The organism is Mucilaginibacter antarcticus (assembly GCF_042686155.1).
GTDB lineage: Bacteria > Bacteroidota > Bacteroidia > Sphingobacteriales > Sphingobacteriaceae > Mucilaginibacter > Mucilaginibacter antarcticus.
In genome coordinates, this window is record NZ_JBHUON010000016.1 from 41960 (window position 1) to 59415 (window position 17456).

Sequence of the window (17456 nt, forward strand, 5' to 3'; positions counted from 1 at the left end):
TGCTTATGTTCACCCTCGCCCCTAAATGTAAAACTGTTTTAGCTATGGCTGGTGTTGGTTTGTTGCTTAATAGCAATATATCGGCACAAACAAAAAATCCTGTTCTGGTTAAAGAGAAAACAACCTTCCAAACCGGAGCAGCATGGCGGCCTACAACTGATTCGAGAGCCGACGTAGCCATTGTTTATGGACATGGCGACGGGCGCAGGGAAACCTTTACCCAGCGAATCAAATCATGGACAGACCGTGGCTATAAAGCAGCTTTTATGACGGGCATGGCATGGGGCGGCTATCATGATTATTTTACCGGCAAATGGGATGGCAAACCTCATTTTGACGAGGGCCAAAAAATGATGAACGGCGATACCGTCTGGCATGGCGGCAATACCCCATACGTAGTACCTACCCTAAACTTTTTAAAGTATTTTAAAGAACAGGTAGTGAAAAAAGCTATAGATAACGGTATTGATGCTATTTACCTGGAGGAACCAGAGTTTTGGAACAAAGCTGGCTACAGCGAAGCGTTTAAACGCGAGTGGAAAGAATATTATGGTTTCGATTGGCGACCACAGCATGAGTCGGCAGAGAATACATATCTCTCTAATAAACTAAAGTATTACCTGTACTACCGGGCTTTAAAAGAGTCGTTTACCTATGCGAAAGAGTACGGCAAAAGCAAAGGTGTGAATGTGCGCTGCTATGTGCCTACCCACTCCCTGATAAATTACGCCATGTGGCAAATTGTTAGCCCCGAGGCAAGCCTGGCTTCGCTGGATTGTGTGGACGGCTACATTGTACAATCATGGACTGGGACGGCCCGGGAGCCTAACTATTACAATGGTATTGCTAAAGAGCGTTCTTTTGAGACTGCTTTTCTGGAATATTGCTCCATGAAATCAATGACGGCGCCAACCGGCCGCAAGTTGTTTTTTGAAAACGACCCTGTAGAGGATACCCGCCGCGATTGGAGCGATTATAAAAAGAACTACCAAACTACCTTTACTGCCGAGCTTTTCTTCCCTGATATAGATAACTACGAAGTAATGCCGTGGCCCGACCGTATTTTCGATGGAAAATATTTCACCAGCCGTACCAGTAATGAACGTGCAGGGATGCCGAGATCATACTCCACCCAAATGATGGTGATGATCAATTCTTTAAATGATATCAAAACATCATCCAACAGAACATCAGGCACGCAGGGTATTAGCGTTATGATGGGTAACTCCATGATGTTTCAGCGCCTGCCAACGCACGATGATGGCAAAGCCTGGGCCGATCCCTACTTCTCAAATTTTTACGAAACATCCGGCATGTTTAACCGGGTACCTACTAACAATAAGCTGATGGACCCGCAACTTTCTAACTTTTTTGGCCAGGCAATGCCTTTCCTGAAAAGGGGAGTGCCGGTAGATATTGTACATATCGAGAATGTTGGTTATGAGAAAGCCCTGAAGGATACCAAAGTGCTGCTGATGAGCTACTCGAACATGAAACCTCTTGCCGAAGAGCCACATAAGCATTTAGCCGCTTGGGTGCGTAATGGTGGGGTAATAGTTTATTCGGGCCGCGATGATGATCCGTTTCAAACGGTGCAGGAGTGGTGGAACAAAGACGGCAAAAAATACAAAGCCCCCGCCGACGACTTGTATGAAAAATTAGGCATCGGCACAAACCCAAAGGCAGGTACTTACTCCGTAGGCAAGGGCAAAATTTGCATCATTCGCCGAGATCCTAAAGAGTTTGTTATGGAAGCTGACCGAGATGGCGAGCTGCGCGAAAAAGTGGAAGCACTATACCAGCAAGCTACCGGCCAAAACATGTTGTACAAAAATAACTTTTACCTGGCCCGCGGTCCTTATGAAATTGTTTCGGTAATGGATGAAAGCGTCAGCGAGGAACCACATACCATAAAAGGAAATCTGATAGACCTTTATGACCCTGAGTTGCCTGTTTTGAATCAGAAAAAGATTAATGTTGGTGAGCAAGGTTTTTTCTACAATGTTGACAAAGTGCCCAACCCGCAAACACCGCAAGTGCTGGCAACAGCTGCCCGTGTATACGAGGAAAAGGTAACCAGCAAGAGCTATACGTTTATCACTAAAAGCCCATTAAATACTACTAATGCTATGCGGGTGCTGCTGCCGGCCCAGCCCAAAAAAGTAACGGTTACTGATGCCAAAGGTATCAAAATAGCCGGTTTTAAAAGCCAGTGGGATGCTGCCAGTAAGACCAGTTTAATTGGTTTTGAAAACAACCCGGATGGGGTAAAAGTCAAGTTGGAGTGGTAAACAAGTTATAAAATCGAATCTAATATCGCGGCTTTTTATTTGGGGTCTACCAAGTGGAGTTCAGTATCCAATACCCGTGTTTCAAACTCGGTGACAGGGTATTTACTTTCTATCAGTTTTAGTAGCATTTCAACTGCTATCTGGCCCATTTCAAAAGCTTTTTGCCTCACATAGGATAATGAAGGATGTAGTAGATCAACCACGTCAGAGTTTGAAAAACCTGCAATGGCAATTTCCTTAGGATCAAAGTTTAAGTGCTTCAGGGCCCGCACGCATGATATACTGATCCGATCGCTGCTAATAAAAATAGCATCAGGCTTATCGGGCAAGGCCAATAGTTCCTTTACGGCATCCTCAACTTCTTCATAATCATTACCACCCTTACTACAATTACGAATATATTCGGGCCTGAAATGCACGTGGTAATCTGCCAGCGCTTTCATATAGCCAGACAGGCGCTCATTAGTGATAGATAATTGCGGCGCGTTAGACAGCAGTGCGATCTTTTTGCGGCCTTTTTTTATTAGAGATTCTGTAGCATTATAGGCACCTTTAAAATTGTCAGATGTTACTTTAAACGTATCTATCTCATCTATCACCCTGTCAAAAAACACAATAGGCAAGCCATCCTCATGCAAAGTCTTCAGGAACGAATAGTCAGATGTACCGGCCGACATAGAGATTAGTAAACCATCAACAGAACGTTGCGCAAGATGATTAACGTTGGTACGCTCACGCTCAGACGAATCGTGCGTTTGGGTGATGATAGTATGGTAACCTTTTTCGTAAGCAATGGACTCTATGCCTGCTATTGCCTGGGAAAAAAAACTGTTAGCCAATTTGGGCACTACAATACCGATAGAATAAGTGCGGCGGTTTTTAAGGCTAAGGGCAATAGGATTTGATTTGTAATTCACCTTCTGTGCATATTCCATAACAATACGCTTAGTCTCTACGCTAATTTCATAGCCGTCGCGCAAAGCACGCGACACCGTCGATGGTGAGAGCTTTAAAGCCAGGGCTATGTCTTTTATGGTTGCAGGTTTATACATTGGTCAGCATCAGTATCAACAAACTGATTACAATTATACGCTTTATTAAAATCACTACCATTAAAAGTTAAAATCGGTAACGTTTGCGTAAAAAATTAATTGTCTATTGGCTTATAACTGACAATTTTAGTGCTAAGTATGCCAAAATGGTATAGTATTTTGGCCTTAAAATATCACTTTGTATCGGGTAATCTCCTTTCTTTGCTTTAACCAATTATCCAACCAATTAATTCTGTCATGTCGAAAAATAAATACCTGTTGCCGTTAATTCTGGTTACATCATTGTTTTTTCTGTGGGCATTCCTGCACAATATTAATCCAATACTGATACCGCACTTAAAAAAGGCATGCCAGTTGACAGATACGCAGTCGTCATTTATTGATTCGGCCGTTTATCTGGGCTACTTTTTGGTTGCTATTCCGGCAGGGCTATTTGTTCATAAATACAGTTATAAGTCGGGCATTATTGTGGGCCTGGTTTTATATGCCTTGGGATCGCTGTTGTTTATACCGGCCGCAAACGCGCATAGTTATACTTTCTTTTTGGTAGCACTGTTCATCATTGCCAGCGGCGCAACATTCTTAGAAACAATTGCCAACCCCTACATAACTTTATTGGGCGATAAGGAAACATCGGCGCAGCGCTTAAACTTTGCGCAATCATTTAATGGCGTGGGAGCGTTTGTAGCGCCCATTATTGGTGGGCAGGTTATATTATCAGGCATTGAGCACACGCCCGAGGAAATTAAAAACATGATGCCTGAGCAATTGGCGGCCTACATGCAATCAGAAGCCAATACAGTTAAATTACCCTACATGATAATTGGCGGGGTAGTTATATTGCTGATCATATTATTTGTATTTACCCGCATCCCTGACGTTAAAGAAGACGATAGCGCGGTTGACAGCCACGCGCCGGGTACAGATTTTTCTGCCCGTGTTTTAAAGCATAGCCATGTGGCATGGTCTGTTATCGCCCAATTTTTTTACATCGGTGCGCAAGTTGGCGTTGGTAGTTTCTTTATCCGTTACGCAAAATATGTAGCCGATATTGGTGAAAAGGAGGCGGCATTTTTATTAGGATCAATAGCCATGGTAGGCTTTATGGTTGGCCGTTTTGCCGGCACTTTCTTCATGAAATTTATTGATGCCGCTAAACTGTTAAGCATTTACGCGGGTATAAGCGCGTTACTGTTGGTGGTAGCGCTGGTAACCAAAGGCAATGTGGCGCTTTACGCGGTAATGGCGGTGCCATTCTTTATGTCAATCATGTTCCCTACTATATTTGCTTTGGGCATAAAAGGCTTGGGTAAAGAAACCAAGATTGCTTCGTCATTCCTGGTTATGTCTATAATTGGCGGTGGTGTGGCCCCTTTATTTATGGGTATGATATCTGATAAAACGGGCAGCATCCAAATGGCTTATATTGTACCTTTATTGTGTTTCCTGGTGATATTGTATTTTGGTGTAAAAGGCCACAAGGTGATTAAAAAAGCTGCATAATTATGGCACGTTATTGTTTAGCCTTAGATTTAAAAGACGACCCGCAACTAATTGCGGAATACGAAAAATATCACGAGGCAATTTGGCCTGAGATCCGCGACAGTATAATCAGCAGCGGCATTACCGGTTTAGAGATTTACCGGGTGTTTAACCGCCTCTTTATGATTATGGATACTGATGATGCTATATTTAGCTTCAAAAAGAAAGGAACTATGGACGCAGCTAACCCTAAGGTACAGCAATGGGAAGACCTGATGTGGAAATACCAGCAGGCCCTGCCCGGCGCAAAGCCAGGTGAGAAGTGGGTGTTGATGAATAAAATTTTTGACTTATAGAAAATAGACATGTTTAGTTTACAAGGAAAAACGGCAGTAATAACCGGTGGCGGTAGCGGGATAGGCCGTGCCATATCTGAACTGTTTGGCAAGCAGGGAGCAACGGTACATATCATTGAACTTAATGCCGATGCTGCGATGGAAACCGTTGAGCAAATTTACGCGGCCGGCGGCCATGCCACGGCGCATAGCTGTGACGTGAGCGATCAGCAGCAAATTGTCGATACCTACAACAAAATAGGTGTAATAGACATCTTGGTGAACAACGCTGGCATTGCCCATATTGGCGTAGCTGATAATACCAGCGAAGAGGATTTTACAAAGATCTTTAATGTAAACGTAAAAGGCGTTTACAATTCGCTTTTTGCGGCTATTCCGTTGATGCAAAAACAGGGTAAGGGAGTTATATTAAATATGTCATCAATAGCCGCTGTGGTGGGTATAACCAGCAGGTTTGCTTATTCCATGAGTAAAGGCGCGGTAGCAGCCATGTCGCTATCTGTAGCGCGCGACTATATTGATCAAAATATTCGCTGCAATGCTATATCGCCGGCAAGGGTTCACACGCCTTTTGTGGATGGATTCATTGCGAAAAACTATGCAGGGAAGGAGCAGGAGATGTTTGAAAAACTGTCAAAAAGTCAACCCATTGGCCGAATGGGTAAGCCAGAAGAAATTGCATCAATGGCATTGTACCTATGTAGCGATGAAGCTGGCTTTGTAACCGGTGTTGATTATGCCGTTGACGGTGGGTTTGTGAAATTGAATAATTAGCCCCGCCCAAACCCTCTCCGGGAGGGAGGGCTTAATAATGGCAAGTAAAAATGAATATTTAACACAATAATAAACTAAAAAGTCTCCCCAACCGGGGGAGATTTAGAGGGGGCTGAACTACATATGAAACTAATAAGATGGGGTAACCCGGGACAAGAGAAAACAGGCGTTATTATTAACGATATCAAATACGATACATCAACCTTTGGCGAAGATTATAATGAAAGCTTTTTTGAGAATGATGGCTTAGATCGACTTGAAAAATTTGTCGCAGATAACGAAGGTAAACTTCCAACTGTCGCTGACAGCGAGCGTTTAGGAAGCCCGTTTGCAAGGCCTTCTAAGATCTTATGTATCGGCTTAAACTTCGCCGATCATGCTAAAGAAAGCGGCGCTACGCCGCCTGCCGAGCCGGTTTTATTTATGAAATCAACCACGGCTTTGGTTGGCCCAAATGATGACGTTATTATTCCGCGCGATTCAGTCAAAACCGATTGGGAGGTTGAACTCGCTGTGGTTATCGGCAAAAAAACCAGCTATGTGGAACAAAGCCAAGCGCTGGATTATGTAGCGGGTTATGTGTTGCACAATGACGTATCAGAACGCGAGTTTCAGTTAGAACGTGGCGGTACGTGGGATAAAGGTAAAGGTTGCGATACATTTGCGCCAATGGGGCCTTTTATGGCTACGCCCGATGAATTGGGAGACATAAATAACCTGAAACTTTGGTTAAAAGTTAACGGCCAGATCATGCAAGATGGCAACACGTCCAACTTTATATTTGATGTGCCTACCGTTGTTGCATACGTCAGCAGGTTTATGACCTTACTGCCGGGCGACGTGATCTCGACGGGCACACCTGCAGGTGTCGGCCTTGGCTTTAAACCCCAAATATATTTAAAAGACGGCGACGTAATGGAACTGGGCATTGATGGCCTGGGCGAAAGTAAACAAGTGGTAAAAGCTTATGCTAAAAATTGATTCGCATCAGCACTTTTGGAATTATGACCCGGCTAAGCACGGCTGGATAACGGATGATATGGACATTATCAGGCAGGATTTTTTGCCTGAAGATTTAGAACCTATATTAAATGAGTATGGTTTTTCCGGCTGCGTAAGCGTTCAGACCGATCAGACAGAAACGGAAAACCATTTGCTTATAGAGCATGCCATGCGGAACAGCTTTATCAAAGGCGTAGTTGGCTGGGTTGATTTTAAAGCGGCGAATGTTGAAGACAGGCTTGCTTATTACAAGCAGTTTGATAAGGTAAAGGGCTTTCGCCATATTTTGCAGGGAGAGGCCGATAGGGCTTACATGCTGAATGCTGATTTCAAACGCGGCATTAGCAAGCTAAAAGGGTTTGGTTATACCTATGATATTTTGATCTATACCGATCAGATGCAATTTGCCAATGAGTTTGCGGCGGCATTCCCGGAACAACCGTTTGTGATCGACCATCTGGCGAAGCCGAATATCAAAGACGGCGATTTAGACCAATGGGCCCGGGATATGCAAGCTATTGCCCAAAATGAAAACGTAAGCTGCAAGATATCAGGTATGGTAACCGAGGCGGATTGGAGAGCCTGGAAACCCGCCCACTTTACTCCATACCTTGAGGTTGTTTTCGAGGCATTTGGTACCGATAGGGTAATGTTCGGATCCGACTGGCCGGTATGCCGCGTAGCCGCCACTTACGGCGAAGCGTTAAGCATTCCCGAAGCCTACATAGCCAAGCTATCTGAAACTGAGCAACAAAAGGCTTGGGGCGGTAATGCGGTTAAATTTTATGGTTTGTAAACAGACTAACTTGTCATTTAGGAGCATAGCGACAGATCCATACAAGCGCTAATAACAATGTATAGATTTCTCCCTACGGTAGGAATGACAAAATTATAGAATAGTTATCTAATTAAATAAGGACAATGGATCTGCAACTAAGAAACAAAGTAATCATAGTTACCGGCGGTGCAAAAGGCATTGGCGAAGGTATTGTGAGGGTGTTGGCCACCGAGGGGGCAATCCCGGTAATAGTTGGTCGTAAAGCCGAGGATAACCTTAAAGTGGTTGACGATTTGGCTGCACACGGTTTCGAATCATTTCAGGTGGTGGCTGAGTTAACCGAGCCCGATGACTGCAAAAGGGCTGTACAGGCCGTTATAGCTAAGTATGGCCGTATTGAGGGATTGATTAACAACGCCGGGGTTAACGACGGCGTGGGGCTTGAAAAAGGCAATTACGAGGATTTTATGCTGAGCCTCCAACGCAACGTGGTACATTATTACCTGATGGCGCAATATGCTTTGCCTGAGCTTAAAAAATCAAAGGGGCACATTGTGAACATTGGCTCAAAGGTAGCAGAGACGGGCCAGGGTAATACCTCGGCTTACGCCGCAGCCAACGGTGGCCGTAACGCGTTAACCCGCGAGTGGGCCGTTGAGCTTTTGCCTTACGGGATAAGAGTGAACGCCGTAATTGTGGCCGAGTGCTGGACCCCGCTTTACGAAGCTTACATTGCTGCTATGCCAGACCCTGAAGCGAAACTGAAAGAGATCGTTAAAAACATCCCGTTTGAGCACCGCATGACAACGGCTGAAGAAATTGCCAATATGGTGGTGTTCCTTTTATCATCAGCGTCAAGCCATACAACCGGTCAGTTGATTCATGTGGATGGGGGTTATACGCATTTAGATAGAGTGATTGAATAAATTTAGGTGCTTAACGTAATAATTTGTACTTTTTGCGTGCCAATTATCTGCTAACTAAGCACCTCAAATATGTATAGAACAATCGCCCTCGTTTATATCGCCCTGATTTCATTTTCGGAAATAGCCAACGCCCAAACCAAACCCATTGATATCTGCGTTTATGGCGGCACCTCCGCAGGGGTTATAGCCGCTTATACCGCTGCTAAGATGAATAAAAGTGTAGTGCTGATTGAACCGGGCACGCGCCTGGGCGGTTTATCAACAGGGGGTTTAGGCTATACAGATATCGGCAATAAATACGTAGTGACAGGTTTAGCGCGTGACTTTTATCGCCGCATAGGCCAACACTATGGCAAGTTTGAGCAGTGGACGTTTGAGCCAAAGGTTGCGGAGGCGATTTTTCTGGGTTATATCAAACGCGGTAATGTTAAGGTGATTTACAACACCCGCCTGCGTAAGGTTACCAAAGCCGGCAAGCATATTACCAGTGCCGTGTTCGAGAACTCCATCAATCCATTAGCGAAAACACAAACCATAAGAGCCAGCCAGTTTATTGATTGCACCTACGAGGGCGACCTGATGGCCAAAGCCGGCGTAAGCTATACTACCGGCCGCGAAGCTAACAGCCAGTATAACGAAACGGTTAACGGTGTGCAGGTTAGGGAAGGTCACCAGTTTCCGGATGGGGTTGATCCGTATAAAATTGAGGGTAAGCCCGAGAGTGGCTTGCTTTGGGGGATAAGCCCGGAGACTATGGCGCCATATGGTAGCGGTGATAAAAAGATCCAATCCTACAACTTTAGGTTATGCTTAACTAATGACCCCGCTAACCGGATTGACATTACCAAGCCTGACAATTACGATCCGTCGAAATATGAATTACTGCTGCGTTACCTGAAAAAGAAACCGGCGAAAGACCTTTACGGCGTTATGAAGCCCGACATGATGCCTAACCATAAGACTGACATCAACAATAACGGGCCGTTTAGTACCGATATGATAGGCATGAACTATGCCTACCCGGATGGCGATTACAAAACCCGCGAAGCCATCACTAAAGCGCATACAGATTACACCAAAGGCTTCCTCTACTTTGTAGGCCATGACGAGCGTATGCCGCAACACCTGCGCGAGCAGATGTTGAAGTGGGGCTATCCGAAGGATGAGTATACTCAGTTTGGCAACTTCAGCCCTCAAATGTACGTGCGCGAGGCCCGCCGGATGGTTGGCGCCTACGTGATGACCGAAGCCAACTGCCTGCACAAAGAGGTAGTTGATGATAAGGTAGGCATGGGTGCCTACAACATGGACTCGCACAATACGCAGCGCGTGGTGGTTAATGGCATGGTAAAGAATGAGGGCGATGTGCAGTTGCGTGGTATTAGTCCGTATGGCATTGCTTACCGGTCTATCACCCCTAAGGCGACCGAGTGCGATAACCTTTTGGTGCCGGTATGCTTATCGGCCAGCCACATGGCTTATGGGTCTATCCGTATGGAGCCGGTGTTTATGGTGCTGGCGCAGTCGGCCGCTGTGGCGGCATCGCAGGCTATAGACAAGAGGCAGGGTGTTCAGCAAATAGATATCAAGCTACTGCAAGCGGAGTTGAAGAACAACCCCTTGGTTGATCATAGCATCCCCGAGATATTGGTGGATAATGATGATAAGGAAGGCGTTGTCAAAACCGGGCAGTGGAAGAGAGAAACCATCGGCGGCTATGGCCCGTCGTTCCTGATTGATACTGCTAAGACGCCCGGTGACATCAAGTTCATCCCTAATGTAAGGACAGCAGGCAAGTACCACGTCTACGTTTACGTCCCTAAAGTAGGCAAGGGTGCTACCATAACCCAGGTCCAAATCTTTGACGGCCACGCTACCTCCACCAAAGCCATCAACAAAAAGGATGTGCAGGTAATGGGCCAAACATCGGGCGAGTGGATATCATTGGGCGTAAGTCAGTTGCCGGCTGGCAAGCAATCCTACGTTCAGATCAGCAATCAAGGTAGCGACGGCGTTATTGTAGCGGATGCGGTGCTGTTTGTAGCAGCGGAGTAATAAGCACGTTTGTTTCACGCGTGTGTGACACAGATGAAACAAGTGAAACAAGATTTTGAGTTAATTAACTGTTAATTAGTGCTTTGTAAAAATCGAGTGAAACAAAATGAAACAAGAATTTAGCGTAAATTACTAATAATCAGTTAGTTGCAAAATTTCTAAATATTGGTGTTTTGACACAAAATCAGGCAAATTATAGTTGTTTTGCGTTGTTTACCTGATTGTCAACTTGCTTTAAATTGCTGGTTTGTTGTAAATACCAGCACTATTTACGTAGTATTCAACTACTAATATCTTTGTAAACCATAGGTAATCAATGAGGAAATTTACTTTTTTTACCTGCTTTTTAGCGTGTTTATTCCCTGTGGCAGGTTTTGCCCAATATACAGGGCGCGAAGCTCAGGCAATAGCCAGGCTTGAAAGAGAATTGAAAACCGACGTAGCTAATGATGCTTTAGACGGAGGAATATCGGCCCTGATCATGAAAAATGACAAAGTAATTTGGGCAAAGGCGTTTGGCTACGCAAACAGGGATACCAAAAAGCTGGCAGATACCGGCACCATTTACCGAATAGCCTCTATCACCAAAACTTTTACCGCCACATTAATGATGATGTTGGTTGAGGATAAAGTCATCAGCCTGGATGATCCTGCAGAAAAATATGTACCCGAAGTAAAAAATATAATTGGCTATAATGAGGATACAAAGTTTACCTTAAGGCAATTGGCATCGCACACTTCAGGCTTAAGGCGCTGGTCCGAAATGTTTACCGCCAATATCGGTCCGGTAGGCGAATGGCAAAAAAAGTTACTATTGTCCCTGGCTCAAACACAGTTTGAATCAAAACCGGGTAAGCAATGGTTGTACTGTGATGTTGGTTATTGTATACTCGGCCTTGCTTTAGAACGTGCAGCCGGCCAGCCCTATATGCAAATGGTTAAAAATCGGATAATAGATCCATTGCATATGACTCACACTTTTTTTGCACCCGACGACGCCAGTCTGCCTAATTTGGCGCAAGGACTGTACAACCCCAACGGCGTAGTAGATACGCGGATACCACTCTCGCAAAATTCGGGAATGGGCTATGGCGTACCTAACGGCGGCCTCTTTTCCACCCCAACAGATCTGGCAAAATTGGTAAGCACATTTATTACCAAAACAGGCTTGCTATCAAAGGAAAGCATCCGCCAGATGAAATTAACACCAAAAGGCGGCAAAGATTATGGACTTGGGTTGGCGTTAGACCCGCAGAATAACGTTAATTATTTCGGTCATAACGGGTTAATTCCGGGTTATTCATCACAGTATTTAATCGACGACGATAGTAAATACGCTGTAATATTGATGCGTAATTATAATGTTGGCTTTACCAATGTTATCGTTACCGCTTATAAATTGTTAGATGATATTTGATTGAATGTCAATATCAGCATATCGAAGAATCAGTAAACTAAGCATACATCGCTCGGTAGATCTCTTCGCTACGCGCCGCATGACAGGTTTATTTATATGTTAATGGATCAACCGCTATAGCCGATGGCGGCGCATCAGCCGCTTTAGCACCCCAGGCCTTATTAGGTTTGCTACTCATTTGCAAAACAAGCGTACCGCCTTTTAATAAGTCACTATGCGTAAACCAGGGCTTGTTTAGCGGTTTGCCGTTAAGCGTAGCGCTTTGAATAAACACATTTGCCTTTGAGTTATTAACCGCCTTAACTGTAAATGCATTGCCCGATGGCAGCTTGATACTTGCCTCATTAAACGTAGGGCTGCCAATGCTGTATACCGGTATCCCCGGTGTAACCGGGAAGAAGCCCAGCATAGAAAATACTACAAAGCCGGTGGTGCCGCCGCCATCTTCATCACCGGGGATGCCGAATACGTTGTCGGCGTACCAGGTGTCAATCAGCATCCGGATGCGTTTCTGTGTTTTCCACGGCGCCCCTAAATAGTTGTACAGGTAGGGGATATGATAACTTGGTTCGTTACCCATTACAAACTGCCCCACCATCCCCGAAGCATCGGGTTGGTTTAACCAGAAATGGAACTTAGAAAGGCTCAGATCTTCGCGGAAAAGCTGGTCCAATTTGGCTTCTGCTTTTTGCCTGCCGCCCATCAGTTCAAACAGGCCTTTCAGGTCATGCCTGGGTGTCCAGTTATAGGTGTACGAGTTGTTTTCGGTCACATACTCGCGGCCCAAAAGCTTGGTATTGTAGGGGTAAATCCAATCTCCTTTCTTATCCTTCGGCCATACAAAACCTTCTTTTGTATTGTAAACATTGCTGTACCAGCCCGCACGTTTTAAAAACTTCTCTTTATCCTGCGGATAGCCAGCCGCGTTAGCCAGTTGGGCTATCGACCAGTCGCATACGCTCCACTCCAAAGTAATAGATACGCCTTCGTTGCCACGGCCTTCCCACCATTTGTCCATCTCCACGCCATCCTTGCTGCCACGTTCTTCGGGGCGCGACGAGTATAAGTAACCATGTGCGTTATAAAAGGAGTCAATAGCCGTTGCCGGGCCATTACGCCATGGTAGCAGTGTGCCTTCTAATGAGTTTTTCTTTAAACCCTTATAAGCCGTTTTAACATCAAACTTAAGCCCCTTTGCCAGGGCATCTGCCATCCATGATGCTGCGTGATTGCCGGTCATGGCAGGCCAGTCGCCGGTTGCCAGCGCGAAAGCCGGCATCCAGCCGCCTTGCTTATACATGTCTATGTACGAGTTTATCTTTTTCTCCTCCTGCTTTGGGTTAAGTATCGTATGCAGTGGTTCTGCAGCTATGTACATATCCCAAATCCAGTTGTCTACAAAAAATGGCTCCGTGCTTTTGTGTACCTGTTTATCGTACATGCTGTAATACTGGCCGTATTCGTTGATATCAACCATGCGCTCATAGGTGCGGTAAAGCGAGGTGTAGAAGGTGCGTTTTTGGGCGTTAGTGCCGCCTTTTAGGGTTATCTGGTTCATTTTACCGTCCCAAATGGCTTTCGCTTGTTTTTTTATGGCGACGAAATCCCAGCCGGGTATCTCTCTTTGCAAACTGGCCTTAGCCTGCGCAATGCTGATGTAGGATATGGCGTATTTAAACTTAACAGATGCAGTGCTAAATCTTGCCAGCAGGCGATGGTTATTTTTGTCCTGTACTTTTAAATCGGTAATGTCCTGGTCAGTTTCAGCATACAGGTAAACTTTTAAGCCGGTAACTTCTTCGGTGCCCGTAAAACTATGCTTATCCAACTGCTGTACGTTACCATTGCCGCCGTTTAAACCAAGACGTAAGTAGTTGTTATTGTTATCTTTAAAGTCGACACGGAAAAAGCCGCTTTTGGCAGCTGTGGTATACTCGGTGATCATGCCGGTATCCTCGTCCTCAAATTGATAGTAGTAAGGACTTGATTTTTGGCTGGCTATGGTAATTCGTTTACCCCAAAAAGTATCATCCTGCTTTCCTTTTATCGGCAAAAAAGAAAATGCGTACTCAACACGGTGCGATACCACATTAAGCGGAAAGAACATCACCTGGTCGTCCAACTCATCCTGTTTCATGGGGAACACCCGCAGCATACTGTTGGGCAGATGCACCAGCGGCCGGGTAGGCTGCAGCACTATGCCCGATCCACCAATTGTAGGGTCTACATAGTCTAACGGGGTAAGGGCATTAACTTTTGCTTTTTGCTGCGCGATGGTATCGTTATTCATGCAGCTCAATAGCATAAGCAGCGCTAACAGGTATTGGTGAAATTTCATGTCAGTTGGTAATTGGTGAGGTAAATATAGTGGTTTTACCTAACAAATCATCAACTTGTATAAACAAGTTAAGTTAATTTTCTTGCGCAAAATATTAAGGCCGGAGTAATAGGCAACCCCTGAAATTTAATAAAGCCGTCATTGCTTCGTGCCCAGCAATGACGTGGTGGGAATTTGTGCTGCTATCAACAAACTAAAATTCGTCATGCGTAGACCGCACCTCGTATTCGGGCATAAATAAAAGTAGCGTGTTATGCTCAGCATCAATTTCAAATCGCCAGGTCTCATGGCCCTTCGCCTGTCGGGTAATATCGGCGCAGCCGTAATGGTATTTTACAAGGTAGCTTATCGCTACGGTACCGCTTTTTTTATCGTTGTGTAAGTCTGCCGCACTTATCTCAAAAGCATCAATCTGGCAAGTGTCGCCATTTTGGCTATGGTATTTCGCCAAGTGTTCAATGATTTGGACTGACGTGCCGATGTTCAACACATCGCTTAAAAACGCGCTTAACGGCATTTTACCTATAATTACATGGTGATAGTTTACAGGAGGGTAATTGATCTTCAATACAGCCATGTACCAAATGTACAAAGCTAATGTCGTCAGTAAAATAAATCATTGGCTTAAAACTAATTTAATATTTAAAAGATAGATTTACGTTACCGATTAGTTAACCCGGTAAACCACCAATATGAGCGACAGACGTAGTTTTTTAAAATCAAGCCTGATAGGTGCCGCAAGCATTAACTTGCTGCCAGCCATTAACGCATTTGCTAACCAACCGGTGCATAAGAGCGCCGCCGCCGAAAAATTTAAACTGCGGTTTGCCATAGCCTCTGACGGGCATTACGCCCAGCCTGATACTAACTCTGATGGTTTTTATGCCGATCTGGTAAAGTGGCTGCATAAAGAACATGCCGATAACCACCTTGATATGGTAATTATTAACGGCGATATAGTACACAACCGCCCTGACCTGTTAAAGAAAGTTAAAGAGACTTATCTTGACAAGCTGCCTGCGCCGTGCTATACCATCCCCGGTAATCATGATTTTGCCGATGCTAAACTGTGGCAGGAGGTGTTTGGTTATGAAGATAAACATACGGTTGATAAAGGCGACATAGGTTTTGTATTTGCCAATACGGCCGATACCACGGGCGGCTACGTATGCCCCGACTATAACTTTATGAAAGCCGCTTTTGATGCTTATAAAAACAAGAAGATAGTTTTTGTAATACTGCATATTGCACCGTACATATGGGCGCCCGAAGAAAAAGGAACGTTTGTAGACTGCCCGGAAATTGTTAAGCTGCTGCACAGCTACCCTAATATTAAAGCCGTTTTTCACGGGCATGATCATAGTCTGGATGGCATACGTCACACCGGTAAATTGCCACACCTGTTCGACTCGCACTTTGGCGGCAACTGGGGTACAGATTATAAAGGTTACCGTATTGTTGAAGTAGGTTTAGATGATAAAATTACCACTTACCAAATCAATGCCAGCCAAAACCCGAGACTAAATACCAATAAACTGTAACGGGATTAAGGTGGTCCTATTTAGCTTTCTTGTATTCTTTTAGCTTTTTAAAAGTATCGTCTACATTGTAGTCAGACAGGATAATGTTATAGTCTTTCCAAAACGACGAGTTGCCATTGCTTTTGTACGCATTGATATTATCGTTACGCCCAATTTTAGCAGAAAAAGAATCTTGCTCCGTGGTATCTACCTGTGTTATCTGGTAGTTGAATTTTACGCGGGCAGTAGGGTAGTCTATATGTTTAGCGGTGTCTTGTAAAACAAAACTGCTGTTGCCCTCTATACTTGATAGCACCCATTTGTTGCCCACTTGCTGGTAGCTTATTTTGGTACGGTCAGATTTTAGGTTAACATCAAGATTCCCCGGTTTTATTAACGAGCGTTGTATAAAAGTGCGATTTATAGGCTCCCTTAAATTTGCCGGGCTAAGTCCAAAATCAAAGTGGATGAAAGCATTGGTTTTAACATCAACATATAACTTACCACGATAGGTGCCTTCAACCGCGCCGTCTATCTCTCTGAACGCTATCTCGTAAGCGCGATAGCCTTGCATATCAACAATACCGTTTACTTTAAAGGTATGCCTGGTTAAACCGTAAGTAGTTAAAAACCCGCTGGCATGCAAGTGATTGATAATATCCAGCTCGAAGATTGAGTTAGGCTTTTGGCTTACTTCTACCGCGTTAAAATCCCGCGCATTTTTTTCGCTCCGGGCCTTTTCCAGCCTGAAAAGGTCGGCATGAGGGTCGCCATAACCAAAGTTATACACGTCAAAAACCGCTTCAGACAATTGCAGCGGATCCTGAGTATTATAGGTGTACAAGCGGTAAAAACCGCGCAATACGTGCCTGTAATTAATAAAATTGTTAGGTATGCTGGCAATAGCTTTTTGTATGATCTTGTCGGCATCATAATAGGCTATAGTAACCTCACTTAGTTGTGTGGTATTAATTTTTAGGGTGATGTTAAGCTGCTCGCCTTTTTTCAGGTTTGCTATCGCGATGCTTTGGGTTTGGTAGCCAATGGATGATATTTTAAGGCTGTCTTTGCTATTTCCGGCAGGGATGATCAAGGTAAATAAACCAGCGGTATTTGTTGCTGTGCCAACGCCTTTTAGGTTAATGCTAACACTTACCTGCTCCACCGGTTTTTTGTCATCGGCATCAATTACCTTACCGTTAACGGTCATTTGTGCCAGGGCAGGGGTTAGCCACAATAACATTAACAGGGATAAGGCCAAAAGGCTGATCTTTTTCATACCCTGCAATATGCTTAAGTATCTGCTAATAAAAAAATAAAGTAGACCAATTTGGTTATTAGTGAGACCAGCAAGGATTATGGTGCGATGGAGGCGGCAGTGGAAAATGATTTTCTGTTAACCAATCAGTTTTTATTTGTTTAAAAAGCTGCCGCATCCTATATTAGACTGCGATCAGTCGCCAGA

14 protein-coding genes are annotated in these 17456 nt (G+C 44.6%); 10 read left to right on the top strand and 4 right to left on the bottom strand.

The features are described from left to right. Positions 1-5 precede the first annotated feature (5 nt). Complete coding sequence (locus ACFSYC_RS13375) at positions 6-2291, top strand: hypothetical protein (protein ID WP_377128466.1); 2286 nt, start codon at positions 6-8, stop codon at positions 2289-2291. Positions 2292-2326: 35 nt separating this feature from the next. Here ACFSYC_RS13375 and ACFSYC_RS13380 read toward each other — a convergent pair whose 3' ends face one another. Next, positions 2327-3343 carry a LacI family DNA-binding transcriptional regulator gene (locus ACFSYC_RS13380; protein WP_377128469.1) on the bottom strand — a complete coding sequence of 339 codons (1017 nt, stop codon included), beginning with the start codon at positions 3341-3343 and terminating at the stop codon, positions 2327-2329. A gap of 237 nt (positions 3344-3580) precedes the next feature. On the opposite strand from ACFSYC_RS13380, the gene fucP reads away from it, so the two are divergent. From fucP to ACFSYC_RS13420, 8 genes are all read left to right on the top strand, one after another. After that, a complete protein-coding gene (gene fucP / locus ACFSYC_RS13385) occupies positions 3581-4846 on the top strand; it encodes an L-fucose:H+ symporter permease (protein WP_377128472.1) in 1266 nt (421 codons plus the stop codon). Between the two features lie 2 nt (positions 4847-4848). Continuing rightward, positions 4849-5181: an L-rhamnose mutarotase gene (locus ACFSYC_RS13390; protein ID WP_377128475.1), complete on the top strand. Its 333-nt coding sequence runs from the start codon at positions 4849-4851 to the stop codon at positions 5179-5181. A gap of 9 nt (positions 5182-5190) precedes the next feature. After that, positions 5191-5955: an SDR family NAD(P)-dependent oxidoreductase gene (locus ACFSYC_RS13395; RefSeq protein WP_377128478.1), complete on the top strand. Its 765-nt coding sequence runs from the start codon at positions 5191-5193 to the stop codon at positions 5953-5955. Between the two features lie 123 nt (positions 5956-6078). Beyond that, entirely contained in the window at positions 6079-6936 is an 858-nt protein-coding gene (locus ACFSYC_RS13400; protein ID WP_377128481.1) for a fumarylacetoacetate hydrolase family protein, read from the top strand. Beyond that, positions 6923-7753: an amidohydrolase family protein gene (locus ACFSYC_RS13405; protein WP_377128484.1), complete on the top strand. Its 831-nt coding sequence runs from the start codon at positions 6923-6925 to the stop codon at positions 7751-7753. Before ACFSYC_RS13400 ends, ACFSYC_RS13405 begins: the two co-directional genes overlap by 14 nt. A 125-nt stretch (positions 7754-7878) precedes the next feature. Next, positions 7879-8661, top strand: a complete 783-nt coding sequence (locus ACFSYC_RS13410) for an SDR family oxidoreductase (protein WP_377128486.1) — start codon at positions 7879-7881, stop codon at positions 8659-8661. A 69-nt stretch (positions 8662-8730) separates the two neighbouring features. Next, complete coding sequence (locus ACFSYC_RS13415) at positions 8731-10716, top strand: FAD-dependent oxidoreductase (protein WP_377128489.1); 1986 nt, start codon at positions 8731-8733, stop codon at positions 10714-10716. 316 nt (positions 10717-11032) lie between these two features. Beyond that, the gene (locus ACFSYC_RS13420; RefSeq protein WP_377128492.1) at positions 11033-12133 is read left to right on the top strand and encodes a serine hydrolase domain-containing protein; all 1101 of its coding nucleotides are present in this window, start codon (positions 11033-11035) and stop codon (positions 12131-12133) included. An 88-nt stretch (positions 12134-12221) separates the two neighbouring features. On the opposite strand, the gene ACFSYC_RS13425 is transcribed toward ACFSYC_RS13420, so the two are convergent. Next, complete coding sequence (locus ACFSYC_RS13425) at positions 12222-14471, bottom strand: GH92 family glycosyl hydrolase (protein WP_377128495.1); 2250 nt, start codon at positions 14469-14471, stop codon at positions 12222-12224. Between the two features lie 193 nt (positions 14472-14664). Continuing rightward, complete coding sequence (locus tag ACFSYC_RS13430; protein ID WP_377128498.1) at positions 14665-15048, bottom strand: hypothetical protein; 384 nt, start codon at positions 15046-15048, stop codon at positions 14665-14667. 115 nt (positions 15049-15163) lie between these two features. On the opposite strand from ACFSYC_RS13430, the gene ACFSYC_RS13435 reads away from it, so the two are divergent. Then, on the top strand, positions 15164-16012 hold the full coding sequence (locus ACFSYC_RS13435; protein ID WP_377128501.1) for a metallophosphoesterase family protein: 849 nt from the start codon (positions 15164-15166) through the stop codon (positions 16010-16012). A 16-nt stretch (positions 16013-16028) separates the two neighbouring features. Here ACFSYC_RS13435 and ACFSYC_RS13440 read toward each other — a convergent pair whose 3' ends face one another. Further along, complete coding sequence (locus ACFSYC_RS13440) at positions 16029-17270, bottom strand: carboxypeptidase-like regulatory domain-containing protein (protein WP_377128504.1); 1242 nt, start codon at positions 17268-17270, stop codon at positions 16029-16031. Between the last annotated feature and the right edge of the window lie 186 nt (positions 17271-17456).